Genomic DNA, 26,865 nt, shown 5'->3' with positions numbered 1-26,865 from the left:
CCCGTCGCACAGTAGCTCAGGGACCGCGCATCTCCATCCAGTTGTGCCCCTCGACTTGCCTCGGTTGATGAATGCCGCACGCCTCCAGCAACTCATCGACATAGGCGGGCACCAGCAGGGAGGCTGGGCCATAGCGTTTTTCGTCAAACTGGCTACCTACCTCGCTCGGTTCGAGATTGAGCTCGATGGTGTGTGCCCCGTTCAATCCCGCTTCATGGACAAAACCGGCGGCCGGATAGACGGCGCCAGAGGTGCCGATGGAGATAAAGAGATCGCACTGGGCCAGCGCGCTGTAGATGCGATCCAGCCCGAGCGGCATTTCGCCAAACCAGACCACATGAGGACGCATCGGCTGGGGGAACTGGCAACAGGAGCAGAGCTCGTCCTGATGGAGATCACCGCGCCACTCGATCACCTGACCGGATTCGGGACAGCGGGCCTTGAGCAGCTCGCCGTGCATATGGATAAGGTTCTTGCTGCCAGCGCTCTCGTGCAGATTGTCGATGTTCTGGGTGACCAGGGTGACCGTGCCGGGCAGCAGTCGCTCGAGGCGGGCCAACGCATAGTGGGCCGGATTAGGATGGACCTGGGGCTGTTGCAGCTGTTTGCGGCGGGAGTTGTAAAAGCGCAGCACCAGTTCGGGATCCCGGGCATACCCCTCGGGGGTCGCCACATCCTCGACCTTGTGCTCTTCCCACAAACCATCGCAGGCACGAAAAGTCTTGATGCCGGATTCGGCAGAGATCCCCGCGCCGGTCAGGATCACGATATGTTTATATGACTGCGCCATAAGCTGCTCCGTCTATCCCCGCACAATAAATGTGACCTTAGCACAGGGAAAAAAGTGTCACTATTCGCCCTTGGTCTTAAGCGGCGCCGCTGGCGGTGCGGTTAACCAGGCATCCAGTACCGACAGATCCAGCCTGACAAAGACCATCTCCCGCCCGGTCACCAGGGTCAGCGGCAAGCCAAGGCGCTTGAGCAGTGTCAGCATGGGCCGGTTCTGGGCCAACACTTCCGCCGTCCACTCCCGGATCCCGTCCGCCCTGGCCAGCAGTGCCAGCGCCAGCAGAATGCGCCGCCCCGCCCCCTTGTGCTGAAAGTGGTCCGCTACGATGCAGGAGAACTCCGCCCGATCGGGATGAAGGCGGCGACGGATTGATTGCGCCTGAGCCAGCGGCTCACCAGCCAGATCGGTCAGCAACAGCGAGATCTGTTGTTCGGGATGGTAATTGAGAAATTGGGCCACCTGTTCCGGTGGCGGTGTCCGTTTCGGGCGCATAAAGCGCAGATAGATGCTCTCTTCACTGAGCGCATCATAGGCGGCCAGCATGCGGGCAGGCGCCACCCCATGCAGCTCGCGCAGCAGGCAAGGCACCCCGGAGACCTGCATCGCCAGTGGCAGCGCAGCTCGGGAAACCGGATGGAGCCAGCCCTCCAGTCCTTTGCCAAGGCGCTCCCGGTGCATGGGCCAGCAGAGGTAGCGCGGCATAATTACCAGCGCCCCGCGATACCGTGCTCTCGCCACACCTCGACATCGAGCAGGTTGTAAGGATCATCCAGATAGACGGCGATCCCCAGCTCTCGAACCCGGGCCATAAAGCGTCCCAGCAGGGAGTCACCGGTCAAGGACTCCATCTCCGGCAAGATCCCCTGCCCCAGCAGCAAGGCTTGCAGCGGCAAACGTTCCAGCAGATCGAATGGCAGATGCTGGCTGTTATCGAGCAGCAGCGCCAGCTTGCTCCCCGCCAGGCTGGCTTGCAGCACCAGCGCGAAGCGATCGGCATTGCTAAGCAGGTGGTCACGACGGTGGATCAGCAGGGTCAGTTCGGCTGGGGTACGCGACTGCTCCGTCAGCCACTCCTTGAGCGCCTCCCAGCGGCTGGGCAAGCCGGTCACCGCCAGCCAGACCGGATGAGGGGTCGCGGGACTGGAGAGCAGCCCAAGCTGACCCTGCACCTCCCCCTGCCAACGGCGAATGGAGCGGCGCTGGCCGCTCAAGCGCTGCTGACGCAGCGGGCCCAGATAGAGTCGACGCAGCAACCTGAGCAGCTCGTCACAATCAAGCGGCTTGGCCAGCGCCGCCAGAATATTGAAACCGGCATCGTGCAGCAGGCGGCGGGCACCGTCGATCAGCGTCTGCTCATGGGCCGAAAGCAGCACGATGGGCAGCCCGGCCTCCTGCAACTGGGGCTGGTTCATCAGCAGACTGATGGCATCTTGCTCCACCAGGCTGAGATCGCACACCAGCAGGCTGATGTCGCCTGCCGACAATGCCGCAAGACAGGCCGATTCATCCTGTACCCACTGACAGGAGAGCCCCAACCCGGCGATGGTCTGTTGCAGTTGCATCCCCTGAAACGGGTGATCCTCGAGCAGCAGCACCTTGTTAGCGGCCAGCCAGTTGCACCAGTTACGGTAACTGGCGGCAAGCCCCCCCAGCCAATTCTCGCCAATAGCGTAAATTCCCTCATGCTGCTGCAACTGGGGGAAGTAGTCCGCCTGCTGATGAGCGGCGGGGTCGTAAAGTGCGATGGCGCCGGCCGCAAACAGCCCTTCCCACTGCCAGCAGGCATCCGGTCGGGTACGGTGCAGCGTGACATAGGAGGGCAATGTCATGGTGCTGGCCAACTCATGGGCGGTGCTGTCGAGGGCATAGAGCACAATGGGGCAAAATCCTGCCGCCTCATGCTCTTCCGAATCGAGCAACGCCAGTAATTCTTCATCAGTGATGATCATCTTGAGCCCTCTTTGAAAACTGCTGGCTGAACTCATCCAGTGCCCGGTTCAATCTGGCTTGCAGCATCGGATGGGGCGCCTGTTGCCACTCTTCAATGACCGCCACCAACGCGGTCGCCCCTACCATTCTGGCGGCCCCCTTCAACTTGTGTAAAGCAGCATTCACGCCAACTTCATCTTCTTCTGTGCTGCAGCGCTCAAGTTCGGCCAAATCATCACGGGTAGCCTCCAGATAAAGGGCGGCCAGTTCATCGGTCAGCAGCGAGGCAACCGGTGTCGGGACGACAGCATTGCTCCCCTCTTTGGCAATATGGCGCAGCAAGGTCGCCAGCTCCTTGAGAGCTACCGGCTTGTCCAGATGGCCATCGCAACCGCAGGATTGCAGCTCCCTTGCCGCCTGATCACTGAGATCTGCGGTGATCACATAGACCGGCAGACGGGCCCAACGGGCGGATTGGCGCAACTGCCTGCACAGCTCGGCCCCGTTCATCACCGGCATCTGCAGATCGGTCAGCACAAAATCCACCTCCTGTTGCGCCAGCATCTCCAGCGCCAGCTGCCCGTTGGCGGCAGTGATAACGCTGGCACCAAGTTGCCCCAGTTGCAGGCTGATCAGCTCGCGATTGACATCGTGATCTTCAACCAGCAGTACCCGCATGCCGAGCCCGGGCTGGGTGCCTGCGACCGGTTGATCCGGGGTCAGCCGTGGCTGCAGCAGGGTGATGATGGTCCCGGGCACCCAGGACTCCCCTTGCCAGGCCCAATAGTAGAGCCCCTTCTCGTCCACCTCCGCTTGCAGCGTATCAACGGCGTTGCTGACGGTGGCGATCCCCAATCGACTGAGCCAGGGCGACAGTGCTTGCGCCTCATCGTGCGGTAAAGAGAGCGCCAGCTGCCGCACATTGGGCTGCCAGTCCGGCTCCTGCTGCACCCGCTTCAGGGGCAACTCGCAATAGAAGCGGCTACCACCACCGGCGCGCCCCTCGACATCGATAAGCCCACCCATCTGCTCGATCAGCTGCTTGCAGATCGCCAGACCAAGACCGGTGCCAGGCGCCCGCAGCTGGCCTTCAACGGCAAACTGCTCGAACGGCATAAAGAGCGTGGTACGCATCTTGGCGGTGATCCCCGGTCCCTGATCATCCACACCAAAGCGCAAGGTCGATGCGACCACCTCGGCCCACAGCACCACTTCTCCACGCAGGCTGAACTTGATGGCATTGGAGAGCAGGTTGTGGAGCACTTGCCGTACCCGGTGAGGGTCGAGGGTCTGCAGGGCTGGCAGAGCCGGGTCCAACTTAAGGCGCAGTTGCAATCCCTTGGCCCGCGCCTTGGTCCAGTGCACCGCCGCCACGTGCTCGCACAGCTCGGCAAAATCGGTGGGTTGCGGCGAGAGGGAGAGTTTGCTGTTTTCGTTGCGGCTAAAGTCGAGCACATCGTTGAGCAGGCCGAGCAACTCATCCCCCGCCTGACGCACCCGCGCCAGCGCCGAATCCTGCTCTCTCGACAAAGGAGTGCTGGCCAGCCACTCCAGCAAGCCGAGCATGGCGTTCATCGGCGTGCGGATCTCGTGGCTGATGGCAGCCAAAAAGCGCCCCTTGGCCAGAACTGCCTGTTGCGCCTGCTCATGGGAGTGCTGCAATGCCTGATCCTGCTCGACCCTGGCAGTGGCATCCTGCATCACCGCATAAATTCGCCAACCCTGCGGTTGACTGCGGCCACGGCCATAGAGCTGCAACCAGCGCAGACCCTTGGTCGGATGGTGGTAGCGCATGGTGAATGCGAAGGGTTTGCCAGCCTGCAACATGGCGAACATCTCACGGCTTACCCGACGGCGATCCTCGCGCTCCAGCATAATGAGCACCCGTTTGGGCTCACGACGGATCTGCTGACTCGCCAGCCCCAGCAGCTCGTAACAGCCCCGGCTGATAAACTCGATACCCCCTACCCGTCCCCGCTCGAACATAAACTGCAGCACCACGCCGGGGACGGTATTGGTCAGGGCGCGCAGGCGGCGCTCTGCCTGACGCAGAAAACGGGCCTGCTCACGCAGCACACTGATATCCGACAGGGCGATGAGATCAGTGGCGGGTGCTTGCTTGTCGAGCCGCAGCGGATGCTGGGCATAGGCGAAGACCTGATCCCCCAGCACCAGCTCTCCTTCACTTTTTTGGGACTGAACCGGCGGCAGCATCAACTGCTGCGAATAGCGCAGGGCCAGACGTCGCCCCTGTTTATTGGATTTGATCACCTTGCCCTGGCTATTGCGCAGATAGACGGGCACCGGCAACGCCTGAAACATGGTTTCCCGCAGCTCGCTCTCGATGGCCAGCGCCTTCTCGGCAGCGTGACGCTGGGCGACTTCCCGTGCCAGTTGCTGGCGAGAGCGCCAGATCCCGCCGATGACAATGCCGCTGATCAGCAGTGCCATGGCAATGGAGCCAAACCAGGCGGCGTAGCTCACGCCGGGCTGCTGCACGACGAGCAAGCGGCGCCAGCGCTGGTTAAGTTCGTCGATCTGGGTGCTGGTCAGTGCCATCAGGTTGCGATCCATCACCCCGGCCAGTTCGGTCTGACTCTTGTTGATGGCAAAGCCAAGGCTGAAGCGATCTTCCAGCTCCTCGATATCGAGCCCGTCCAGCAAGTTGGTACGCTGGGGATATTGCAGCTGATAAAGCTCGCTCAGCATGGCGTCAGCCTTGCCCTGTTTGATCGCGGCAAGTCCCTGCTCGAGGCCGTCGGTGCGAAGCCACTCCTGATCACCGAGCAGGGCGAGCAAGGAGGGATCGTAGAGGGACTCCGGCACCAGAATACGCTGCCGCTTGAGCTGCGCCATGCGATCGGCAGCCAGCTTGCGCTTGCTGATCAAGGCAAACCGGTTGGTGGAGATCGTCCGACTGAAAATGAACTGATCCGTCAATGCCGGAGATTCCGGCAAGCCGGCCATCATATCCGCCTCACCACGGCGCAGCTTTTCTACGGCCTCCGCCTTGCTAGCGGCAGGCACCAGCTTGTATTTCAGGCCGGTCTCCTGGGTGACCCAGCGCAGCACATCCGCGCTCCACCCTTTCGCCTCCCCCAGATCATTGACGCCGCTATAGGGCATCAACTCGGGATTGACCACCAGGCGAATGGTACGCCCGCGGCCGGATAACCAGGCCTGCTCGGTATCGCTGAAGTGGGGCTGGTTGACATAGAGCGACCCCTGATCGAGATAGCGAGCCAGATCGGTATAGATAGTACCGGCGGGCATATGACGGATCAGGGTGTCCACCAGATTGGCCAACTCAGGCTGATCGCGCATCATCAGGCGATAGCTGATGATCCGATCCTCACCAAACAGGCGGCGCAGGCGCAACCCATCGGCAGGAAACTCGCGCATCAGATAGCGCAGTTGCAGATAGTCCCCCAGATAGGCATCACCCTTGCCACTCTGCAGCGCGTCGTAGACCTTCTCTCCGCTTTTTAGGGAAATAATGCGTGCCTGGGGATAGAGCTCGTGCAGCAGGCGGGCAGAGTCTGCCACCGAGTAGACCAGAAAGCGGGCCTGTTTGAGATTTTCACCCTTGTAGAGGATGGCGGCATCGGTCTCCATCATCGGACGACTTAACCGCATGCCCTCCACGGCCTTCTTGCGGGTTCCGACATAGGGAATGATGTCGCAGTCACCCTCTGCGAGCCCGTTGCGCAATGTCTGCCAATCGGGCAACTCTTTGAGCACCAGCGGAACCGGGAACAGCTCCTGCAACCGGGCGAGACGATCCTTGAGCAGACCCCCCTCGGCCATCAGGTATGGTGGAGGAAGCGTCGCAGGATAGCAGAGCGAAAGCTGACTCAGTGAATTTACATAAGCTTGGGTCGCCGGCGCCAACGGCAGCACTGTGGTCTGCAAAGGCTTGGCGTGCAATGGCAGTGCCAGTACGGCACCCAGAAGAAAAACGGGGAATTTGGTCATCTGAAAACAAAAGCCAGGCATCTGCCTGGCTTTTTATCACTCGTTGGGTTCAACATTTTCTACCCTGGCCTTGAGCTTCTGGCCAGGCCGGAAGGTCACCACGCGGCGGGCGCTGATAGGAATATCCTCGCCCGTCTTTGGGTTGCGTCCGGGACGCTGATTCTTCTCACGAAGGTCAAAGTTACCGAAGCCTGAAATCTTGACTTGTTCACCACGCTCAAGCGCCTGTCGGATTTCCTCAAAGAAGGCTTCCACCATATCTTTGGCTTCACGCTTGCTCATCCCGAGCTGGGTGAACAGGTGCTCTGCAATGTCGGCTTTGGTAAGCGCCATAGATCAATCCCTCAAGGATGCATTCAACTCTTCACCAAGGGCCCGCACGACATTGTCTACGGTCTCGGCAATCTCTTTCTCCTCCAGGGTGCGCTGTGTGTCTTGCAATACAAGACTGATGGCCAGGCTCTTCTTGTCCTCTGCCATACCAGCACCCTGGTATACGTCAAACAAGTTTATTCCAACTACCTGATTTCCGCCAACTTTTTTAATTACCGCAAGCACATCACCTGCCAGAACCTGACGATCGACCACCACGGCGATGTCGCGACGGTTCGCCGGGAACTTGGAAACTTCGGCTGCCACAGGCACCTTGGCCGGGGTCAGCTTGTCCAGCTCCAGCTCAAACATCACCGCGCGGCTCTTGAGACCCAGCTTCTTCTCGAGGCTCGGGTGGATCACGCCGATGTGGCCGATGATCTCGCCATTGCGCAGGATGGCTGCGCTCTGGCCCGGGTGCAGGGCGCTGTGCTCGGTGCGCTCGAAGGTAAAGGTGGCCCCTTCGGCGGTCAAGTCCAGCACAGCTTCCAGATCCCCTTTCAAATCAAAGAAGTCGGCTGCGCGGGTTTTGATGTCCCAGTGCTCGTCGCTCTGGTTGCCAGTGATGATACCGGCCAGCATCGGCTCCTGACGGATGCCGTTCTCGGCGCTTTCATCCTTGATGAAACGCAGACCCTGCTCGAACAGACGCACGCGCGGCTGCTGACGGTTCTGGTTGTAAACGACGGCCTGCACCAGACCCGGGAACAGAGAGACACGCATAGCGGACATCTCGACCGAGATCGGGTTGGGCAGTACGATGGCATCGCTCTGCGGGAACAGGGTTTGCTGAGTCTTGGGATCGACGAAGCTGTAGGTGATCGCTTCCTGGAAGCCGCGATCAACCAGCAGGTCGCGCACACGCTTCAGGGTCACCTGCCCTTCTGCCTGCTCAACCATCGCCAGAGAGGCGGCGGGTTTCAGGTTCGGGATATTGTTGTAGCCGTAGATGCGAGCCACTTCCTCGATGAGGTCTTCCTCGATGGCGATATCGAAACGCCAGGAGGGTGCCAGCGCAGTCCAACCGTCAGCATCCACGGTCACCTGCATGCCGAGGCGGGTCAGGATCTCGACCACTTGAGCATCCGCCACGCTGATACCGATCACCTTGTCGAGCTTGCTGCGACGCAGCTTGATGGGGGCCGCTTTCGGCAAATGGGCATCGGATTTGACCTCGATGACCGGACCCGCTTCACCGCCGCAGATGTCCAGCAGCAGACGGGTGGCACGATCCATCACCTTGGCCTGCAGCTCGGGATCCACCCCGCGCTCGAAGCGGTGGGAAGAATCGGTGTGCAGACCGTAGGCACGGGCACGGCCGGTGATGGAGAGAGGTGCGAAGAAGGCGCACTCCAGCAGGATGTCGGTAGTGGTCTCGGATACACCAGTGCGGTTGCCACCGAAGATACCGGCCATGCAGGCAGGACCTTTGGCATCGGCAATCACCAAAGTGGTCTCTTTGAGCTTCACTTCGTTGCCATCGAGCAGGGTCATGGGCTCATCGGCGTGGGCACGACGTACCACCAGTTCCCCTTCCAGGGTAGCCAGATCGAAGGCGTGCATCGGCTGACCGTATTCCAGCAGCAGATAGTTAGTGATGTCGACGATGGCGTCGATGGAGCGAATGCCGCCCCGACGCAGCTTCTCTTGCATCCAAAGCGGGCTCTGGGCCTGCAAGTTCAGCCCCTTGATGACGCGGCCCAGATAACGGGGACAATCTGCCGGCGCTTCAACCCGGATCGGGAAGGTGGCATCGATGGTGGCAACAGCTGGCGCCCAGGTCGGCTCGACCACGTCCACACTGTTAAGCACGCCAATTTCACGGGCCAGACCGGCGATGCCGAGGCAATCGGCACGGTTCGGAGTCAGATCAACGTCGATGGAGACGTCGTTCAGATTGAGGTAGTCACGAATATCGGTGCCGATGGGGGCATCGGCCGGCAGCTCGATGATGCCATCGGCTTCAACGTCGATACCCAGCTCACTGAAAGAGCAGAGCATGCCGTGGGACGGCTGGCCACGCAGTTTGGCTTTCTTGATGGTGAAATCACCCGGCAGGGTCGCCCCTACTTTGGCCACACACACTTTCAAGCCCTGACGGCAGTTCGGCGCGCCGCAGACGATGTCCAGCAGCTCGGCTTCACCCACGTTGACCTTGGTCACCCGCAGCTTGTCGGCGTCAGGATGCTGGGCGCACTCGACCACTTCACCCACGACCACATTGTTGAACTGGCCAGCCACCGCTTCCACGGCGTCCACTTCCAGACCGGCCATGGTGATCTGCTCGGCCAGCGCGTTGTCACTCAACTCGGTGCGGACCCACTCCATCACCCAGGATTTACTGAATTTCATGTTCTCTCGCCCTTACTTGAACTGCTTGAGGAAGCGCAGGTCGTTTTCGAAGAAGGCACGCAGGTCGTTGACCCCGTAACGCAGCATGGTCAGGCGCTCAACGCCCATGCCGAAGGCAAAGCCGGAGTATTTTTCCGGATCGATGCCGACCGAACGCAGTACGTTCGGGTGCACCATGCCGCAGCCCAGCACTTCCAGCCACTTGCCGTTCTTGCCCATCACGTCGACTTCGGCGCTCGGCTCGGTGAACGGGAAATAGGAAGGACGGAAGCGAATGGTCAGGTCTTCCTCGAAGTAGTTGCGCAGGAAGTCGTGCAGTATGCCCTTCAGCTCGGTAAAGCTGGCATGCTCGTCAACCAGCAGACCTTCAACCTGATGGAACATCGGGGTGTGGGTCATGTCGTAGTCGTTACGATAGACGCGGCCCGGTGCAATGATGCGGATCGGCGGCTGCTGATGTTCCATGGTGCGGATCTGCACACCGGAGGTGTGGGTTCGCAGCATCAGATCAGGATTGAAGTAGAAGGTATCGTGATCGGTACGCGCCGGATGATGAGCCGGAATGTTCAGCGCATCGAAGTTGTGGAAGCCATCTTCAATCTCGGGACCGCGGGCAACCTTGAAGCCCATCTCGCCAAACAGGCGCTCGATGCGCTCGATGGTGCGGGTTACCGGGTGCAGACCGCCATTCTCGATGCGACGGCCCGGCAGGCTGACGTCGATGGTCTCGGCTGCCAGCTTCTGGTTCAGCACAGCAACTTCGAGCGCTTCACGACGCTCGTTCAGCGCATCCTGAATCTGCTGTTTGGCCTGGTTGATCACGGCGCCCGCGGCGGGACGCTCTTCGGCAGACAAGGCACCCAGGCCCTTCATCTGCTCGGTAAAAAAGCCCTTTTTACCCAGATATTTGACCCGGATTTCGTCGAGGGTCGCGATATCGCTCACGCCCTCAATTTCGGCTCTGGCTTGGCCGACTACTTCTTCAAGCTGTTGCATGTCTTCCTCGTCACCACTCCCGGTACAGGAGCCTTTAGGCTAAATAAGGTCAAGAGGGGAATAATACAAAAAAAGCCCCTTCGCTGACCATAGTTAAGGTGGGCTTTTCTCCCTACAAATCATTTTGTTATATCAAGCGAGTCTCATTGACTCACCGCAACTCCTGAAATATTAGAATAAACATCTAGTTTGTTGGCATATAAACCATTTGTAGAAAAGGTCATCTCGCACATATCGCTTTGCATGTAGAGAAATCTATAACTCGTGCAAAAAGCGAACAAAACGTGGATGAGAGAAAGGAAATAGTGATGCAAAACAGATGGTTATAGATACAAAAAAGGAGGCCTGAGCCTCCTTTTAGCGTTTATAACAGAACTGGATTAAACCAGGGCTGCTTTAGCTTTTTCAACCAGGGCGGTGAAAGCCATTTTGTCGTGAACGGCGATATCGGACAGGATCTTGCGATCGATCTCGATAGAAGCCTTCTTCAGACCGTTGATCAGACGGCTGTAGGACAGACCGTTCTGACGGGCTGCAGCGTTGATACGCGCAATCCACAGCTGACGGAACTGACGCTTTTTCTGGCGACGGTCACGGTAGGCATACTGACCAGCTTTGGTTACCGCTTGTACCGCTACGCGGTAAACACGGGAACGGGCGCCGTAGTAACCTTTGGCGGCTTTCATTACTTTCTTGTGACGAGCTCGAGCAGTCACACCACGTTTAACTCTTGGCATTTTTCACATCCCCCCTTATGCGTACGGCAGACAAGCGACAACACGTTTGTGGTCGGCAGCAGAAACCATGAATTTCGGTCCCAGCTGACGCTTACGCTTGCTGCTCTTCTTGGTCAGGATGTGACGCAGGTGGTTGTGCTTGCACTTGAAGCGACCCGAGCCAGTCTTCTTGAAGCGCTTTGCAGCACCCCGGTTGGTTTTCATCTTCGGCATTTCATACTCCGCATTGTGAGTGACAACAAAATCGCAAGGCGAACCAACTCATGGGGCAGGCCCCATGAGTCAATTTCTTGTGGGCCTTAAGATTTCTTCTTAGGTGCGAGAACCATCACAGCTTGACGGCCTTCGACTTTCGGGAACGACTCGACTACGGCCAACTCTTCCAGATCGTTCTTGACGCGCTCCAGAACCTTGATACCAAGATCCTGGTGGGCCATTTCACGACCACGGAAGCGCAGGGTGACCTTAGCCTTGTCCCCGTCTTCCAGAAAGCGAACCAGGTTGCGTAGTTTTACCTGATAGTCGCCTTCGTCAGTGCCAGGACGGAATTTGATTTCCTTAACCTGGACGACTTTCTGCTTTTTCTTCTGTTCTTTGGTTGTTTTGCTCTTTTCGTAGAGGAATTTGCCGTAATCCATGATCCGGCAAACGGGCGGCTCAGCATTTGGACTGATCTCGACCAGATCAACTCCGGCCTCTGCGGCCAAGTTCAGAGCATCCTGAATGGAGGTGATGCCAATTGCTTCACCATCCAGACCAGTCAGACGAACTTCTTTCAGACGGATCTCTTCATTGATCCGGTGAGCGCGGGCTTGCGGTTGCTTGCCCAGTTTTTTTCCGCCTTTTATAGCTTATTCCTCCACTTTCTTTTGTCCGCGGGTCTGAACTTCCTGGGTCAACAGAGCGATGAACTCTTCAACAGGATAAGTGCCCAGGTCAGCCCCTTTACGAGTCCGTACTGCAATCTTACCGGCTTCAACTTCTTTATCGCCGCAGACCAGCATGAAAGGTACTCGCTTCAAAGTATGCTCGCGGATTTTAAAGCCAATCTTCTCATTTCTCAAGTCCGCTTTTGCGCGAAGGCCCGCATCATTCAATGCTTTGGCTACTTTCACCGCATAATCGGCCTGATTGTCCGTGATATTCATGACCACAGCCTGAGTCGGTGCCAACCAGGTCGGAAACAGACCGGCGTACTCTTCAGTCAGAATACCGATGAAACGCTCGATAGAACCCAGGATGGCCCGGTGGATCATCACAGGTACGTGGCGATCGTTGTTTTCGCCCACATAAGTGGCACCCAGACGACCAGGCAGGGCAAAGTCGAGCTGCACGGTACCACATTGCCACGCACGATCAAGGCAATCGTGCAGGGTAAATTCAATTTTGGGACCGTAGAACGCCCCTTCACCCGGCTGCAGATCGTACTTCAGACCGTTGAGTTCCAGCGCTTCGGCCAGTGCTTTCTCGGCGCGATCCCACATCTCGTCGGAGCCGATACGCTGCTCGGGACGAGTGGAGAGCTTGACCACGATGTTCTCGAAGCCAAAGGTACCGTAGACGTCATAGACCATACGAATACAGCCGGAGACCTCTTCCATGATCTGCTCTTCGGTACAGAAGATGTGAGCGTCATCCTGAGTGAAGCCGCGCACCCGCATCAGACCGTGCAGGGAACCGGACGGCTCGTTGCGGTGGCAGGAACCAAACTCGGCCATACGAAGCGGCAGATCGCGGTAGGACTTCAGACCCTGGTTGAAGATCTGGACGTGACCCGGGCAGTTCATCGGCTTGATGGCGTACTCGCGGTTTTCGGACTGGGTAGTGAACATGGCCTGGGCGTATTTCTCCCAGTGACCTGAACGCTCCCACAGGACGCGGTCCATCATAAACGGACCTTTCACTTCCTGATAGTCGTACTCTTTGAGCTTGCCGCGGATAAAGGTTTCCAGCTCACGGAAGATGGTCCAGCCATCGTTGTGCCAGAACACCATACCGGGTGCTTCTTCCTGCATGTGATACAGGTCGAGCTGCTTGCCGATCTTACGGTGGTCGCGCTTGGCGGCCTCTTCCAAGCGCTGCAGATAGGCCTTGAGCTGCTTCTTGTCAGCCCAGGCGGTACCGTAAATACGCTGCAGCATCTTGTTGTTGGAATCACCGCGCCAGTAGGCGCCGGACATCTTCAGCAACTTGAAGTGGTGGCAGTGACGCATGTTGGGCACGTGCGGGCCGCGACACATGTCGATGTACTCTTCGTGATGATAGAGACCTGGCTGGTCATCACGGGCAATGTTCTGATCCAGGATTTCGACTTTGTAAGACTCGCCGCGCGCCTCAAATACATCGCGCGCTTCTTGCCAGGAGACTTTCTTCTTGATGACGTCGTAATCCTTGGCTACCAGCGCCAGCATGCGCTCTTCCAGGGCAGCCAGATCTTCATCGGTCAGGGTACGGTCAAGATCAACGTCATAGTAGAAGCCGTTGTCGATGACAGGACCGATGGCCATCTTGGTCTGGGGCCAGAGTTGCTTGATAGCATGACCCAGCAAGTGGGCGCAGGAGTGGCGCAGGATGTCCAGACCTTCTTCGTCTTTGGCGGTGATGATGGCCAGCGAGGCATCAGCTTCGATCAGCTCGCACGCATCCACCAGTTCACCGTTTACCCGACCGGCAATGCACGCCTTGGCGAGACCGGGACCGATGTCCGCAGCCACATCCATGACGGAAACAGAGTGGGCAAATTGACGTTGGCTGCCGTCAGGCAGAGTAATGATTGGCATTATGTGTTTCCTTATACAGTGGTGACCCCTACCAAAGGTCACATGCGGGATGGAAAAGAGATTCAAAAAGGTGATGTTCTGGTTCTCCACAGCACTTTGCGAAGACGGCCTGACACGCAAACAGCGTGTCTAACGTGACAAACCAAGCCAAAACGGCTCCATGCTACCAGAAGTTGGGCGTGCTGTATCGGATTTGCAGATATTTTCTACAGTCAAATGAGTCGCCTACCGACTATTCACCAAGCAGAGATTGCCAGTTGAAGTCAAAGTCACTGCTCCCCTCCTCGGCCAGCGCCAGCTCTTGCAGCACCTGAAGCGCCAGCTTGTTGCCCTTTTGTGCCGCCTGATAGAGCCACTGTTTCGCCTGAGGCAAATCGACCCTGCCGCTGACCCCCATCAGATGAAGGACGCCGACTTTCAGCATGGCCGGGACATCACCATTGCGGGCAGCCTGATCCATCCAGTGAAAGGCTTGGCGCAGATCTCGCTTGACCCCAATACCGCGCAGATAGAGCTCTGCCAGCCGATATTGGCCGAAGGGATCCCCTGCCTGCGCCGACTGGCGATAGAGCGTGATGGCCTGATGGATATCCTGCTCGCTCCCCTGCCCCACTTCATGGCTCCAGCCCATCAAGGCTTGCGCCCGAGGTTGGCCTTGATCGGCCAGTGGCGACCAGATCCGGGTCGCCTCATCGAAATGACCGGTACGCCAGGCACGGTTGGCAGCAGCCATCTCCTGCTCGGTGGAGAGCGGAAGCAGACGCCAGATAACCAGCGCAAACAGACCGATAAACAGCCAGCGGGAAGTGGTGGGGCTCATGATGATTTCCGTGATCCAGTTCTCATTTCGTCTATGTAAACGAAATGTAGCGTTGCGATCAAGCAAGAGATCCCTACGACAACCCTTGTTGCACCCGCTCGATCAGCAGTTGTTGTCATTTATCCGGGGCACCTGCAAAATAACTGTATGTATAAACAGTATAGATGCACACCATGGCAGGACGAGGCAGCCCCCACAATATCGATCACCGTTTTAGCGGCCCCCTTGTCGAAGCGGTCGATGACGGCTGGCAATCGTCCGATTGGGATGCCGCCTTCACTTCTTCTGTTCCTGGCACCGAGGTGCGGGAGATCGATGCATGCAGCATCATCAGCTACAACAGCTCGCCGGATGTCCCCTTTGGTCGCTCCATCAACCCCTATCAGGGGTGCGAACACGGCTGCATCTACTGCTATGCCAGACCCAGCCACGCCTATCTGGAACTCTCCCCCGGCCTCGATTTCGAGAGCAAGCTGTTTGCCAAACGCAATGCAGCCGACCTGTTGCGCAGGGAGTTTGCCAAACCGGCCTATCAGCCACAGACCATCTTCATTGGCGCCAATACCGACCCCTATCAACCCATCGAGCAGCGCTATCGCCTCACCCGGCAGTTGCTGGAAGTGATGCTGGCCCACCGCCATCCGGTCGGACTCATTACCAAGAGCGCCATGATCTTGCGCGACCTCGATCTGTTGACCGAACTGGCCAGAGAGGGACTGTGTCAGGTGATGGTATCGGTGACGACCTTGAACGAAACCCTGCGCCGACAGCTGGAGCCCCGCGCCAGCACGGGCGCCGGCCGCTTGAAAGTGATCGAGAAGCTGGCCAACGCTGGCGTGCAGGTGGGGGTACTGGCCGCTCCCATGATCCCGCGGCTCAATGAACCGGAGCTGGAGCAGGTCATCAAATCGGCTGCCGAGGCAGGCGCCAGCTGCGCCGATTACATCCTGCTGCGGTTACCCCACGAGCTGGCGCCGCTATTTGGGGACTGGCTCGATACCCACTATCCGGGCCAGAAGGAGGCTATTTTGAATCAGTTGCGAGCCAGCCGCGGTGGCGGGCTCAACAGTACCGCCTTCGGCACCCGCATGCGCGGTGAGGGGCACTTTGCCGATCTGCTGGCCCAGCGCTTTCGCCTTATCAGCAAGCGCCTCAATCTGGGTAAACACCATATTCAGCTCAGGCTGGATGGGTTTATCCGCCCCGGGGAGCAGCTGTCGCTCTTCTAATCCCCCTGCTCACGCCCTTCACACATCAGGTGTGCCAAGAGGTTGAGAGGAAGGCCTGCCGCAACACATCCTGTGGAAACCCCGCTTTTCAGAATTTTCCAACGAAGTAGCCATATCGCGACAAGAAAGCGCTATTCGGTAAAGAGAGGGCTAACGCCTTAGCCTGCGCGCTGATCCCGACCCTGCTGCACCATTTCAACCGGCAGCCGCGAGGGTTCATGGGCCACTTCGTGCTCATCCTCTTCATACTGCGGCACCTCTGACTCGCCCCATACCCGGCTCCACCAAATTTCCCACGTGATCCAACTGGTCATATGCAGCTCCTGACGGTGAAGGTGATGGCAACAACGCACCACTCGCCCGGCAGGATAGCGACTAGGAATGACAGGGAAATGACAAAAAAATCACTTGTAAAAAGGCAACTGGCGGTGGCGAGGAAAAGCCGAAACAGTTCACATATTCGGCGAAATCACTCTGAAAGCGGTCACAAATCTGCAGGTTGTGGATTGCAGCTCACTCTGTTCCCGCCAAAGCTGGCTTGCCCATTCAGGCATCTATAAAAACAGGGACACAATAATGAAACACACAGCGGGAATATGGGCGATCGCAGGCATGCTGATCGCCCCCTTGGCGCACGCCGACGTCATACTGCACGCCTTCAACTGGAAGTACAGTGAAGTGACCGCCAAAGCCGACCTTATCAAGTCGGCCGGTTACAAACAGGTACTCATCTCGCCGCCTCTCAAGTCATCAGGCAACGAGTGGTGGGCTCGTTACCAGCCGCAGGATCTGCGTCTTGTCGACTCCCCTCTTGGCAACAAGCAGGATCTCGAGCAGCTGATCGCCGCCATGAAGGCGCGGGGTATCGCCGTCTATGCCGATATGGTGCTCAACCACATGGCCAACGAGAGCTGGAAACGCCAGGACCTCAACTATCCCGGCAACGAGCTGCTGCAAAGCTACGCCAGCAACCCGGCCTATTTCGAGCGCCAGAAACTGTTTGGCGATCTGGGGCAAAACTTCCTCTCCGGTCAGGATTTTCATCCGGAAGGGTGCATCAGCGACTGGAGCAATCCGGGTCATGTCCAGTATTGGCGACTCTGTGGTGGTGCCGGTGACAAGGGGCTGCCGGATCTGGATCCCAACAACTGGGTAGTGAGTCAGCAGCAGGCCTATCTCAAGGCGCTCAAGGGGATGGGGATCAAGGGTTTTCGGGTCGATGCGGTCAAACACATGAGCGATTACCAGATCAATGCCGTGTTCACCCCCGAAATCAAACAGGGGATGCACGTGTTTGGCGAGGTGATCACCACTGGGGGGGCAGGCAGCACCGATTACGAGCGCTTCCTCAAACCCTACCTCGACAGCAGCGGCCAGGGAGCCTATGACTTTCCGCTGTTTGCCTCCCTGCGCAGCGCGTTCAGTTACGGTGGCAGCATGAACCTGCTGGCGGATCCGGGCGCCTACGGTCAGGCGCTACCGGGCAGTCGCGCCGTCACCTTTGCCGTGACCCACGACATCCCCACCAACGACGGCTTCCGCTATCAGATCTTAAGCCAGACTGACGAGAAGCTGGCCTATGCCTACCTGCTCGGCCGCGATGGCGGCTCGCCGCTGGTCTATTCGGATCACGGCGAGACTCAGGCCAAAGATGGACTGCGCTGGCAGGATTACTACCAGCGCGCCGATCTCAAGGGGATGATCCGCTTCCACAATGCGGTGCAGGGTCAACCCATGCAGTTGATCGGCAGCGGTGACTGCTTCGTGCTGTTCAAACGGGGCAAACAGGGGCTGGTCGGCATCAACAAGTGCGACTATGAGCAGGAGTATTGGCTCGATACCGCCAGGTTCGAGATGAACTGGTATCGCAACTATCGGGACGTGCTCGACCAAGGGGCCGTAGTCAACGTGCAGAGCCAGTGGGTACGGGTCGCCATTCCCGCCCGCAGCGCCAGAATGTGGCTGCAGGAGTGATCCAGCCATAAGATCAGTGGAGAGTCATAAAAAGCAGACAAATAAAAAGAGCGACCACCAGGGTCGCTCTTTTTGCTCAGAGACGTTGCTCGGGTAACCGGTGACGATTACTCGTCGCCAGCATCGACCGCATCAGTGCCGGTCGCGGTATCGGTACCTTCAGATACCTCACCATCAACGGCCAAAGCGTCGTTCTCGTCTTCGTCGCTCTCGGCGATACGCTGCAGGCCAACCACGGTCTCGTCTTCACCGGTACGGATCAGACGGACACCGCCGGTGTTACGGCCAATGACGCTCACCTCGGCAACACGGGTACGCACCAGAGTACCGCCGTTGGTGATCAGCATGATCTGGTCGGTATCTTCGACCTGGATCGCATCGATCACCTTGCCATTACGCTCATCCACCTTGATGGAGATAACGCCCTGAGTACCACGGCTCTTGGTCGGGTATTCGGCCAACGCAGTCCGTTTACCGTAACCGTTCTCGGTGGCGGTGAGGATGGCACCTTCGCCGCGCGGAACGATGAGGGAAACCACCTTGTCACCGGCGCCCAGCTTGATGCCGCGCACACCGGCCGCGGTACGACCCATCGGACGAACGCCCTTGAAGGTGCCCTTGCTTTCGGTGCCTTCGCCGTTGTCGCTGCCATCATCGTCATTGCCGGCATCGTCGTCGGTTTCAACGTCATCGCTGACATCGGCATCAGCGCGACCGCTGCCTTCGGCGAAGCGAACGACTTTACCCGCATCGGAGAAGAGCATGATCTCGTTGCTGCCATCGGTGATATCCACCCCGATCAGCTCATCACCCTCTTTGAGGTTGATGGCGCGGATACCGGAGGAGAGCGGACGGCTGAAGTCAGAGAGGCTGGTCTTCTTCACGGTACCGTTGGCGGTGGCGAAGAACACATACTTCTCGGCGTCATACTCCTTCACCGGCAGGATGGCGGTGATACGCTCACCCTCTTCCAGCGGCAGCAGGTTGATGATCGGACGGCCACGGGCGCCACGGGACGCTTCCGGCAGCTGGTAAACCTTGAGCCAGTAGACCTTGCCACGGGTGGAGAAGCACAGAATGGTGTCGTGGGTGTTGGCCACCAGCAGACGCTCCACAAAGTCCTCTTCCTTGATCCGGGTGGCCGACTTGCCACGACCACCGCGGCGCTGGGCCTCGTAGTCGGAGAGCGGCTGATACTTCACATAGCCCTGGTGAGACAGGGTAACCACCACGTCTTCCGGGGTGATCAGATCTTCGATGTTGATCTCGGCACTGGACATGCTGATCTCGGTGCGACGCTCGTCGCCATACTGCTCGCGCACGGCCAGCAGTTCATCGCGGATCACTTCCATCAGACGAGCCGGGCTCGCCAGGATGTGCAGCAGCTCGGCGATCAGATCCAGCAGAGATTGGTACTCTTCCAGGATCTTCTCGTGCTCGAGGCCGGTCAGCTTGTGCAGACGCAGGTCAAGGATGGCCTGGGCTTGCTGTTCGGTCAGGAAGTATTGACCTTCACGGATACCGAACTCCGGCTCCAGCCACTCTGGCCGTGCCGCGTCGTCGCCCGCTTTTTCCAGCATGGCGGCCACGTTGCCGAGTTCCCAGCCCTTGGCAACCAGGCCCGCTTTCGCGTCGGCCGGGGTCGCGCTGTGGCGGATCAGCTCGATGATGGGATCGATGTTGGCCAGCGCAACCGCCAGACCTTCCAAAATGTGCGCCCGATCCCGCGCCTTGCGCAGTTCGAACACGGTCCGGCGAGTCACCACTTCACGGCGGTGCAGCAGGAACGCATCCAGGATCTCTTTAAGGTTCATCACCTTGGGCTGGTTGTTATCGAGCGCCACCATGTTGATGCCGAACGTGGTCTGCATCTGGGTGTGCTTGTAGAGATTGTTCAGCACAATCTCGCCGGACTCGCCGCGCTTGATCTCGATAACGATGCGCATGCCGTCTTTGTCAGACTCATCGCGCAGGGCACTGATGCCCTCGATCTTCTTCTCTTTGACCAGCTCGGCGATCTTTTCGATCAGTCGAGCCTTGTTCACCTGATAGGGGATCTCGTGAACGATGATGGTCTCGCGACTGGTCTTCTCGTCCACTTCCACTTCAGCTTTGGCCCGCACATAGATGGAGCCACGACCGGTACGGTACGCCTGCACGATGCCGGAACGACCGTTGATAATGCCGCCGGTGGGGAAATCCGGGCCGGTGATGTAGGTCATCAGCTCGTCAATGGTGAGGTCGCCGTTTTCGATCAGCGCCAGGCAGCCATTGACAATCTCGGTGAGGTTGTGAGGCGGAATGTTGGTCGCCATGCCCACCGCGATACCGGAGGAGCCGTTGACCAGCAGGTTGGGAACCTTGGTAGGCATGACCGCCGGGATCATCTCGGTGCCGTCATAGTTCGGCACCCAGTCCACGGTCTCTTTGTCCAGATCAGCCAGCAGCTCGTGGGAGATGCGGGCCATCCGCACTTCGGTATAACGCATCGCCGCGGCGCTGTCGCCGTCGACTGAACCGAAGTTGCCCTGACCATCGACCAGCATGTAACGCATGGAGAAATCCTGCGCCATCCGGACAATGGTGTCATACACAGCGCTATCGCCGTGCGGGTGATATTTACCGATTACGTCACCGACCACACGGGCCGATTTTTTATAGGGCTTGTTCCAGTCGTTCCCCAACTCGTTCATAGCAAACAGAACGCGGCGGTGAACCGGTTTCAAGCCATCACGCACATCCGGCAGAGCTCGTCCTACGATCACGCTCATGGCGTAATCAAGATAGGAACTCTTGAGCTCTTCTTCGATGTTGACCGGCGTGATCTCTCTGGCCAGATCGCTCATAGAAAGCCTTATCCCTAATTAGTTGTTCTTTGGCTTAAACAGCGCGACATGGTAACACACTGAGCCAAATACCTTAAGCCACAAATCGGGTATCAGATCGGGCTGGTGTGACAAAGTCCGTCCGTTATAATGCCCGCCAGGACAATAGATTGCGCCCATGACTCAGAAGCGGGCGCCCTGCCACAGGATCTTCGAAAAATGAACAGTGATGCCAATGTCGATCTGACAGAAATCGCCAAGTTTGAAGCCATCGCCTCCCGCTGGTGGGACATGGAAGGTGAATTCAAACCCCTGCATCAAATCAATCCGGTACGCCTTGACTGGATCACCGACAAAAGTGGCGGTCTGTTTGGCAAGCGCATTCTCGATATCGGATGTGGTGGCGGTATTCTCTCCGAGAGCATGGCCCGCCGTGGTGCCAAGGTCACCGGCATCGACATGGGCAAGGAACCCCTCGGCGTCGCCCGCCTGCACGCCCTTGAGCAGGGTGTTGAGCTCGAATATCGCCAGATCACCGCCGAAGCCCATGCCGCCGAAGTGCCGGGCCAGTATGACGTGGTCACCTGCATGGAGATGCTGGAGCATGTGCCGGACCCCGCCTCCGTGCTGCGCGCCATCGCTACCCTGGTGCGCCCGGGCGGCCGGGTGTTTGTCTCCACCATCAACCGCAACCCCAAATCCTATCTGATGATGATCATCGGGGCCGAATACCTGATGAAGATGGTGCCCAAGGGTACCCACGATCACAAAAAATTCATCACCCCGGCCGAACTGTGTCGCATGGGGGAAGCAGCTGGCCTGCTGGTGCGGGACATGAGCGGCGTCCACTACGCCCCCCTCACCAACCAGTTCAAGCTCGGCAAAAATGTCGACGTCAACTATATGGTGGAGTTTGTCCGCCCGGAGCACGGTTGATGAGTGCCTCTCACCCTCTGCCCCTGCGCGGTGTGCTGTTCGATCTGGATGGCACCCTGCTCGACACAGCCCCGGATCTGGGGGCCGCCGTCAACCATGTACTGATCAGCGAAGGCTTTGCGCCGCTCTCTGACGACATTATTCGTCAGACCACCTCCCACGGAGCGCTCGGGCTGCTGAAAGCGGGCCTCGGCGATGAACTGCTCGAAGAGCTGGGGGCCACGCGCCTGCGCAATGCCCTACTCGACTACTACGCGGCCAATCTCTGCGTCGGTACCCGCCCCTATGAGGGAATGGTGGACCTTATCGAGTGGCTGGATGAAAAACAGCTCCCCTGGGGCATCGTCACCAACAAGCCGGGCTTTCTCACCGAGCCACTGCTGGCAGCCCTGCCACAGCTTGCCAGCTGCGGCGTCACCGTCAGCGCCGACACCCTGCCGGTACGCAAGCCCGACCCCGCCACCATGTTCTTTGCCTGTGAGAAGCTGGGGGTCGAGGCGGCGTACTGCCTCTATGTGGGGGATCATGTGCGGGATATCGAAGCGGGCCGCAATGCTGGCATGCGCACCGCGGTCGCTGGCTGGGGCTATCTCAATGATGAGGAAGATCCCGCCCTGTGGGGCGCCGATCTGCAGTTTGATACCGTGCAGGCCCTGCACCACTGGCTGCGCTATGAGTTGACGGCCAAAGCGTAACGCGCAGCCTTACCGGCTGATATGCGAAAACGGGGGCGAAGAGACTCTTCGCCCCTTGCATCTCTTCCTTTACGCTCCTGCTTCCTGCGCCACCATCACTCGTCTATTCATGGATAATAAAGGCAGCTTTCTGCCTGTTGGATACCCATTTGACAAGCTCACTGCCGTCACAAAGCGGCCACAAACCACCGTCATCTGATGCAAAGCCCTTGCCATGCTGAGCCCGCGGCTGCGACAACTGGACAGCTTTTGACCCTTGTTGCATAAGGGATAATCAGCCGCCGTTTGCTAGTAAAAAGCCCCCCGTTTCGCAAGCAAAAAAAGTTATTTAAATTTTCCATCTTCGATCGGGAGACTTGCTTTTAGCGGAGCGGACGAATGAAAACCCGCTCACTGTGAGCGGTCACTAACTGATGGAGCAAGACTCACAATTTATCCACAGCTCGTCACTTATCCACACATTGCAATGGCGGGCCGACCTCACTATCTTGTAGCTCGAACTTAAAATAACACTACATCTTGTGATTCATCGCACAATCTCTACCCAACTCCCGCACACCGCCGGAGCCTGGGTGGCGCCATTGTGCGATGGTTTTTCGGGAATCAACTGAAGGTCATCAGCCAATGAACTTGTTTGTGACGAAGCGTAACGGACACAAAGAACCCATCGATCTGGATAAAATTCACCGCGTGCTGGACTGGGCCGCCGAAGGGCTCGACAACGTGTCGGTCTCCCAGGTAGAGCTCAAATCCCACATCCAGTTCTATGACGGTATCCGTACCGCCGACATTCACGAAACCATCATCAAGGCGACGGCTGACCTCATCTCCGAGCAGACCCCGGACTACCAGTACATGGCAGCCCGTCTGGCCATCTTCCACCTGCGCAAGAAGGCCTACGGCCAGTTCGAACCGCCCCACCTCTACCAGCACGTGGCTCGTCTGGTGGACATGGGCAAGTACGACAAGCACCTGCTGGAAGACTACACCCAGGCCGAATTCGAAGAGCTGAACACCCATCTGGATCACTGGCGCGACATGGATTTCTCCTACGCGGCAGTCAAACAGCTGGAAGGCAAATATCTGGTCCAGAACCGCGTTACCGGCGAGATCTACGAGAGCCCGCAATTCCTCTATATGCTGGTTGCGGCCTGCCTCTTCTCCAAGTATCCGAAAGATACCCGTCTGGACTACATCAAGCGCTTCTATGATGCGGTCTCGACCTTCAAGATCTCCCTGCCGACCCCAATCATGAGCGGCGTGCGCACCCCGACCCGTCAGTTCAGCTCCTGCGTACTGATCGAGTGCGATGACAGTCTGGATTCCATCAACGCCACCGCCAGTTCCATCGTGCGTTACGTTTCCCAGCGCGCCGGTATCGGCATCAACGCGGGTCGCATCCGCGGTCTGGGCAGCCCCATCCGTGGCGGCGAAGCGTTCCACACCGGTTGCATCCCCTTCTACAAATACTTCCAGACTGCCGTGAAGTGCTGCTCCCAGGGCGGCGTGCGCGGCGGTGCGGCTACCCTGTTCTACCCGCTGTGGCACACCGAAGTGGAAAGCCTGCTGGTGCTGAAGAACAACCGCGGCGTGGAAGAGAACCGTGTTCGTCACATGGACTACGGCGTGCAGATCAACAAGCTGATGTACCAGCGCCTCATCAAGGGCGGTGACATCACCCTGTTCTCCCCGTCCGATGCGCCGGGTCTGTACGATGCCTTCTTCGCCGATCAGGACAAGTTCGAAGAGCTCTACGTCAAGTACGAGCAGGATCCGGCCATTCGCAAGAAGACCCTGAAAGCGGTAGACCTCTTCTCCCTGATGATGCAGGAGCGTGCCGGTACCGGTCGCATCTACATTCAGAACGTCGATCACTGCAACACCCACAGCCCGTTCGACCCGAGCGTGGCGCCGGTACGCCAGTCCAACCTCTGCCTCGAGATTGCGCTGCCGACCAAGCCGCTCAACAACATCGACGACGAGAACGGCGAGATCGCCCTGTGCACCCTCTCCGCCTTCAACCTGGGTGCCATCGAGAAGCTGGAAGATCTGGAAGAGATGGCCGATCTGGCCGTGCGTGCCCTCGATGCCCTGCTCGACTATCAGGACTACCCGATTGCCGCCGCCAAGCGTGGCAGCATGGGTCGTCGCACCCTGGGGATCGGCGTCATCAACTACGCCTACTACCTGGCCAAGAACGGTGCCCGCTACTCCGACGGCTCCGGTCTGGCGCTGACTCACCGCACCTTCGAGGCCATCCAGTACTACCTGCTGAAAGCCTCCGTGCAGTTGGCCCGAGAGTTCGGCCCCTGCCCGCTGTTTGGCGAGACCACCTATGCCCAGGGCATCCTGCCCATCGACACCTACAAGAAGGATCTGGATGCGCTGTGCAACGAGCCGCTGCATCTGGATTGGGAAAGTCTGCGTTCCGATATCAAGTCCGTGGGCTTGCGCAACTCAACCCTGACCGCCCTGATGCCGAGCGAGACCTCCAGCCAGATCTCCAACGCCACCAACGGCATCGAGCCGCCGCGCGGTCTGGTGTCGGTCAAGGCCTCCAAAGACGGCATTCTCAAACAGGTGGTGCCCGAGTATGATCGCCTGAAAGATCAATACGAATTGCTCTGGAAGCAACCGAGCGTTGACGGCTACCTGCAGCTGGTCGGTATCATGCAGAAGTTTGTGGATCAGGCGATCTCCGCCAACACCAACTACGACCCTGCCCGTTTCGAAGGCAACAAGGTCCCGATGAAACAGCTGCTCAAGGACTTGCTGACCGCCTACAAATACGGCCTCAAGACCCTGTACTATCACAACACCCGTGATGGTGCAGACGATGCCCAGACCGATCTGCAAGATGACGGTTGTGCTGGCGGGGCTTGCAAAATCTAAGTCACGGCAAGAACTGATAACCGGGCGGGAGCATGAAGCTCCCGCTCTCCTGTTTTCTCTATTCACATATTCTGGTAACCATGGCCTATTCAACTTTCTGCCAAACCCAAAACGACCAGCTCAAAGAGCCGATGTTTTTTGGCCAATCGGTCAACGTAGCCCGTTATGATCAACAAAAGCACGAAGTGTTCGAGCGGCTGATCGAGAAGCAGCTATCCTTCTTCTGGCGCCCGGAAGAGGTGGATGTCTCCCGTGATCGCATCGACTATCAGGCCCTGCCGCCCCACGAGCAGCACATCTTCATCTCCAACCTGAAGTACCAGACACTGCTGGACTCCATTCAGGGCCGCAGCCCCAACGTGGCGCTGCTGCCGCTGGTCTCCATTCCGGAGCTGGAAACCTGGATTGAGACCTGGGCCTTCTCGGAAACCATCCACTCTCGCTCCTACACCCACATCATCCGCAATATCGTCAACACCCCCGCCCAGGTGTTCGACGACATCGTGACCAACGAGCAGATCCTGAAGCGCGCCGGCTCCATCAGCCACTTCTACGACGACCTGATCGAAGCGACCGCCCTCTACAACCTGCATGGTGAAGGGACCCACACCGTCGCGGGCCGCGAGGTGACCATCACCTTGCGCGAGCTCAAGAAGAAGCTCTATCTGTGCCTGATGAGCGTCAACGCGCTGGAAGCGATCCGCTTTTACGTCAGCTTCGCCTGCTCCTTTGCCTTCGCCGAGCGCGAACTGATGGAAGGCAACGCCAAGATCATCAAGATGATCGCCCGCGACGAAGCGCTGCACCTCACCGGCACCCAGCACATGCTGAACCTGATGCGCACCGGCCAGGATGACCCGGAGATGGCCGAGATCGCCGCCGAGTGCGAACAGGCCTGCTTCGAGATCTTCAAGGAAGCGGCCATTCAGGAGAAAGAGTGGGCCGAGTACCTGTTCCAGGACGGCTCCATGATCGGCCTGAACAAGGACATCCTCTGCCAGTACGTGGAGTACATCACCAACCTGCGCATGAGTGCAGTCGGCTTGCAGCCAGCCTTTGCCGGCACCAAGCAAAACCCGATCCCCTGGATCAACACCTGGCTGTCATCCGACAACGTGCAGGTCGCCCCGCAAGAGGTAGAGGTCAGCTCCTATCTGGTCGGTCAGATCGACAGCGAAGTCAATGCCGATGACCTGGGTGATTTCGAGCTGTGAGTGACGCCACCAACACGCTGACCCCTGCCCCGCACGCGCCTGCCGAACAGCATGCGGTCGTGGCACCACGGGTACATACACGAGATGGTGCCGTGCTGCACGCCCATCCCGGCGAAAGCGTGTTGGAGACCCTGGAGCGCCACGGTCATCATGTGGAGTTCCAGTGTCGCAGCGGCTATTGCGGCGCCTGCCGCACTCCGCTGATGGCTGGCAAGGTGCACTACCCCAATGTGCCGCTGGCATTCGTCGCCCAGGGGGAGTGCCTCCCCTGCTGCTGCAAACCGGTCGGCGCTATCCGGCTGGATATCCAGAAGAGCTGACGCAGCCACCAGCTGCCACTCGCACAAAA

General features: G+C 58.5%; 21 protein-coding genes. 7 read left to right on the top strand and 14 right to left on the bottom strand.

All coding sequences use genetic code 11. The features are described from left to right. Positions 1-16: 16 nt before the first annotated feature. From cobB to AB5Y99_RS05895, 12 genes are all read right to left on the bottom strand, one after another. Complete coding sequence (cobB, locus tag AB5Y99_RS05950; protein ID WP_005351956.1) at positions 17-790, bottom strand: Sir2 family NAD+-dependent deacetylase; 774 nt, start codon at positions 788-790, stop codon at positions 17-19. Positions 791-850: 60 nt separating this feature from the next. Next, positions 851-1,492, bottom strand: coding sequence for a GNAT family N-acetyltransferase (locus AB5Y99_RS05945; RefSeq protein WP_113739514.1), 642 nt, complete (start codon positions 1,490-1,492; stop codon positions 851-853). A gap of 2 nt (positions 1,493-1,494) precedes the next feature. Beyond that, complete coding sequence (locus tag AB5Y99_RS05940) at positions 1,495-2,739, bottom strand: response regulator (RefSeq protein ID WP_323892172.1); 1,245 nt, start codon at positions 2,737-2,739, stop codon at positions 1,495-1,497. Then, complete coding sequence (locus AB5Y99_RS05935; RefSeq protein ID WP_368209009.1) at positions 2,726-6,715, bottom strand: transporter substrate-binding domain-containing protein; 3,990 nt, start codon at positions 6,713-6,715, stop codon at positions 2,726-2,728. The genes AB5Y99_RS05940 and AB5Y99_RS05935 overlap by 14 nt, the downstream gene beginning before the upstream one ends. Positions 6,716-6,730: 15 nt before the next feature. Next, positions 6,731-7,027 carry an integration host factor subunit alpha gene (gene ihfA, locus AB5Y99_RS05930; protein ID WP_005300715.1) on the bottom strand — a complete coding sequence of 99 codons (297 nt, stop codon included), beginning with the start codon at positions 7,025-7,027 and terminating at the stop codon, positions 6,731-6,733. Between the two features lie 3 nt (positions 7,028-7,030). After that, complete coding sequence (gene pheT / locus AB5Y99_RS05925; protein ID WP_005351970.1) at positions 7,031-9,418, bottom strand: phenylalanine--tRNA ligase subunit beta; 2,388 nt, start codon at positions 9,416-9,418, stop codon at positions 7,031-7,033. A 12-nt stretch (positions 9,419-9,430) separates the two neighbouring features. Further along, a complete protein-coding gene (pheS, locus tag AB5Y99_RS05920; protein WP_323892163.1) occupies positions 9,431-10,414 on the bottom strand; it encodes a phenylalanine--tRNA ligase subunit alpha in 984 nt (327 codons plus the stop codon). 380 nt (positions 10,415-10,794) lie between these two features. Next, positions 10,795-11,151: a 50S ribosomal protein L20 gene (rplT, locus tag AB5Y99_RS05915; protein ID WP_005336687.1), complete on the bottom strand. Its 357-nt coding sequence runs from the start codon at positions 11,149-11,151 to the stop codon at positions 10,795-10,797. Positions 11,152-11,166: 15 nt separating this feature from the next. After that, the gene (gene rpmI, locus AB5Y99_RS05910) at positions 11,167-11,364 is read right to left on the bottom strand and encodes a 50S ribosomal protein L35 (protein WP_005336688.1); all 198 of its coding nucleotides are present in this window, start codon (positions 11,362-11,364) and stop codon (positions 11,167-11,169) included. Between the two features lie 86 nt (positions 11,365-11,450). Beyond that, entirely contained in the window at positions 11,451-11,981 is a 531-nt protein-coding gene (gene infC, locus AB5Y99_RS05905) for a translation initiation factor IF-3 (RefSeq protein WP_196783562.1), read from the bottom strand. A 21-nt stretch (positions 11,982-12,002) separates the two neighbouring features. Then, the gene (thrS, locus tag AB5Y99_RS05900) at positions 12,003-13,931 is read right to left on the bottom strand and encodes a threonine--tRNA ligase (RefSeq protein ID WP_064336042.1); all 1,929 of its coding nucleotides are present in this window, start codon (positions 13,929-13,931) and stop codon (positions 12,003-12,005) included. 232 nt (positions 13,932-14,163) lie between these two features. Continuing rightward, positions 14,164-14,751, bottom strand: coding sequence for a tetratricopeptide repeat protein (locus AB5Y99_RS05895; protein ID WP_279487648.1), 588 nt, complete (start codon positions 14,749-14,751; stop codon positions 14,164-14,166). Between the two features lie 173 nt (positions 14,752-14,924). Between AB5Y99_RS05895 and AB5Y99_RS05890 the strand changes: the two genes are divergently transcribed. After that, positions 14,925-15,980, top strand: coding sequence for a PA0069 family radical SAM protein (locus tag AB5Y99_RS05890; RefSeq protein WP_368209006.1), 1,056 nt, complete (start codon positions 14,925-14,927; stop codon positions 15,978-15,980). 158 nt (positions 15,981-16,138) lie between these two features. Here the strand turns inward: AB5Y99_RS05890 and AB5Y99_RS05885 are convergent, their stop codons facing one another. Beyond that, the gene (locus AB5Y99_RS05885) at positions 16,139-16,294 is read right to left on the bottom strand and encodes a hypothetical protein (protein WP_005336695.1); all 156 of its coding nucleotides are present in this window, start codon (positions 16,292-16,294) and stop codon (positions 16,139-16,141) included. Positions 16,295-16,556: 262 nt separating this feature from the next. Here AB5Y99_RS05885 and AB5Y99_RS05880 point away from each other — a divergent pair, with 262 nt between their 5' ends. Continuing rightward, entirely contained in the window at positions 16,557-17,954 is a 1,398-nt protein-coding gene (locus AB5Y99_RS05880; protein ID WP_368209005.1) for an alpha-amylase family protein, read from the top strand. Positions 17,955-18,061: 107 nt separating this feature from the next. Here the strand turns inward: AB5Y99_RS05880 and gyrA are convergent, their stop codons facing one another. Then, entirely contained in the window at positions 18,062-20,800 is a 2,739-nt protein-coding gene (gyrA, locus tag AB5Y99_RS05875) for a DNA topoisomerase (ATP-hydrolyzing) subunit A (protein ID WP_368209003.1), read from the bottom strand. A gap of 198 nt (positions 20,801-20,998) precedes the next feature. On the opposite strand from gyrA, the gene ubiG reads away from it, so the two are divergent. The 5 genes from ubiG to yfaE all read left to right on the top strand — a co-directional run bounded on the left by ubiG (position 20,999) and on the right by yfaE (position 26,836). Beyond that, positions 20,999-21,715, top strand: a complete 717-nt coding sequence (gene ubiG / locus AB5Y99_RS05870; protein WP_005352120.1) for a bifunctional 2-polyprenyl-6-hydroxyphenol methylase/3-demethylubiquinol 3-O-methyltransferase UbiG — start codon at positions 20,999-21,001, stop codon at positions 21,713-21,715. After that, on the top strand, positions 21,715-22,410 hold the full coding sequence (locus AB5Y99_RS05865; protein WP_368209001.1) for an HAD family hydrolase: 696 nt from the start codon (positions 21,715-21,717) through the stop codon (positions 22,408-22,410). The genes ubiG and AB5Y99_RS05865 overlap by 1 nt, the downstream gene beginning before the upstream one ends. A gap of 624 nt (positions 22,411-23,034) precedes the next feature. Further along, positions 23,035-25,302 (top strand): class 1a ribonucleoside-diphosphate reductase subunit alpha, encoded by a 2,268-nt coding sequence (gene nrdA, locus AB5Y99_RS05860; RefSeq protein ID WP_368209000.1) that lies wholly within the window; start codon positions 23,035-23,037, stop codon positions 25,300-25,302. An 80-nt stretch (positions 25,303-25,382) separates the two neighbouring features. Further along, positions 25,383-26,516, top strand: a complete 1,134-nt coding sequence (nrdB, locus tag AB5Y99_RS05855) for a class Ia ribonucleoside-diphosphate reductase subunit beta (protein WP_005336708.1) — start codon at positions 25,383-25,385, stop codon at positions 26,514-26,516. Then, positions 26,513-26,836, top strand: a complete 324-nt coding sequence (gene yfaE, locus AB5Y99_RS05850; RefSeq protein WP_021230069.1) for a class I ribonucleotide reductase maintenance protein YfaE — start codon at positions 26,513-26,515, stop codon at positions 26,834-26,836. Before nrdB ends, yfaE begins: the two co-directional genes overlap by 4 nt. The last annotated feature ends 29 nt before the right edge of the window (positions 26,837-26,865 follow it).

It is taken from the genome of Aeromonas sp. R4-2, from assembly GCF_040908295.1.
Taxonomy (GTDB): Bacteria; Pseudomonadota; Gammaproteobacteria; order Enterobacterales; family Aeromonadaceae; genus Aeromonas; species Aeromonas veronii.
Note: the sequence above shows the minus strand (reverse complement) of the source record. Positions and strands in the feature narration are given on the sequence as shown.

Bases quoted from the DNA above. Each gene is read 5' to 3' on its own strand.
- cobB (WP_005351956.1), bottom strand. From the start codon at position 790: ATGGCGCAGTCATATAAACATATCGTGATCCTGACCGGCGCGGGGATC.
- AB5Y99_RS05945 (WP_113739514.1), bottom strand. From the start codon at position 1,492: ATGCCGCGCTACCTCTGCTGGCCCATGCACCGGGAGCGCCTTGGCAAA.
- AB5Y99_RS05940 (WP_323892172.1), bottom strand. From the start codon at position 2,739: ATGATCATCACTGATGAAGAATTACTGGCGTTGCTCGATTCGGAAGAG.
- AB5Y99_RS05935 (WP_368209009.1), bottom strand. From the start codon at position 6,715: ATGCCTGGCTTTTGTTTTCAGATGACCAAATTCCCCGTTTTTCTTCTG.
- ihfA (WP_005300715.1), bottom strand. From the start codon at position 7,027: ATGGCGCTTACCAAAGCCGACATTGCAGAGCACCTGTTCACCCAGCTC.
- pheT (WP_005351970.1), bottom strand. From the start codon at position 9,418: ATGAAATTCAGTAAATCCTGGGTGATGGAGTGGGTCCGCACCGAGTTG.
- pheS (WP_323892163.1), bottom strand. From the start codon at position 10,414: ATGCAACAGCTTGAAGAAGTAGTCGGCCAAGCCAGAGCCGAAATTGAG.
- rplT (WP_005336687.1), bottom strand. From the start codon at position 11,151: ATGCCAAGAGTTAAACGTGGTGTGACTGCTCGAGCTCGTCACAAGAAA.
- rpmI (WP_005336688.1), bottom strand. From the start codon at position 11,364: ATGCCGAAGATGAAAACCAACCGGGGTGCTGCAAAGCGCTTCAAGAAG.
- thrS (WP_064336042.1), bottom strand. From the start codon at position 13,931: ATGCCAATCATTACTCTGCCTGACGGCAGCCAACGTCAATTTGCCCAC.
- AB5Y99_RS05895 (WP_279487648.1), bottom strand. From the start codon at position 14,751: ATGAGCCCCACCACTTCCCGCTGGCTGTTTATCGGTCTGTTTGCGCTG.
- AB5Y99_RS05890 (WP_368209006.1), top strand. From the start codon at position 14,925: ATGGCAGGACGAGGCAGCCCCCACAATATCGATCACCGTTTTAGCGGC.
- AB5Y99_RS05885 (WP_005336695.1), bottom strand. From the start codon at position 16,294: ATGACCAGTTGGATCACGTGGGAAATTTGGTGGAGCCGGGTATGGGGC.
- AB5Y99_RS05880 (WP_368209005.1), top strand. From the start codon at position 16,557: ATGAAACACACAGCGGGAATATGGGCGATCGCAGGCATGCTGATCGCC.
- gyrA (WP_368209003.1), bottom strand. From the start codon at position 20,800: ATGAGCGATCTGGCCAGAGAGATCACGCCGGTCAACATCGAAGAAGAG.
- ubiG (WP_005352120.1), top strand. From the start codon at position 20,999: ATGAACAGTGATGCCAATGTCGATCTGACAGAAATCGCCAAGTTTGAA.
- AB5Y99_RS05865 (WP_368209001.1), top strand. From the start codon at position 21,715: ATGAGTGCCTCTCACCCTCTGCCCCTGCGCGGTGTGCTGTTCGATCTG.
- nrdA (WP_368209000.1), top strand. From the start codon at position 23,035: ATGAACTTGTTTGTGACGAAGCGTAACGGACACAAAGAACCCATCGAT.
- nrdB (WP_005336708.1), top strand. From the start codon at position 25,383: ATGGCCTATTCAACTTTCTGCCAAACCCAAAACGACCAGCTCAAAGAG.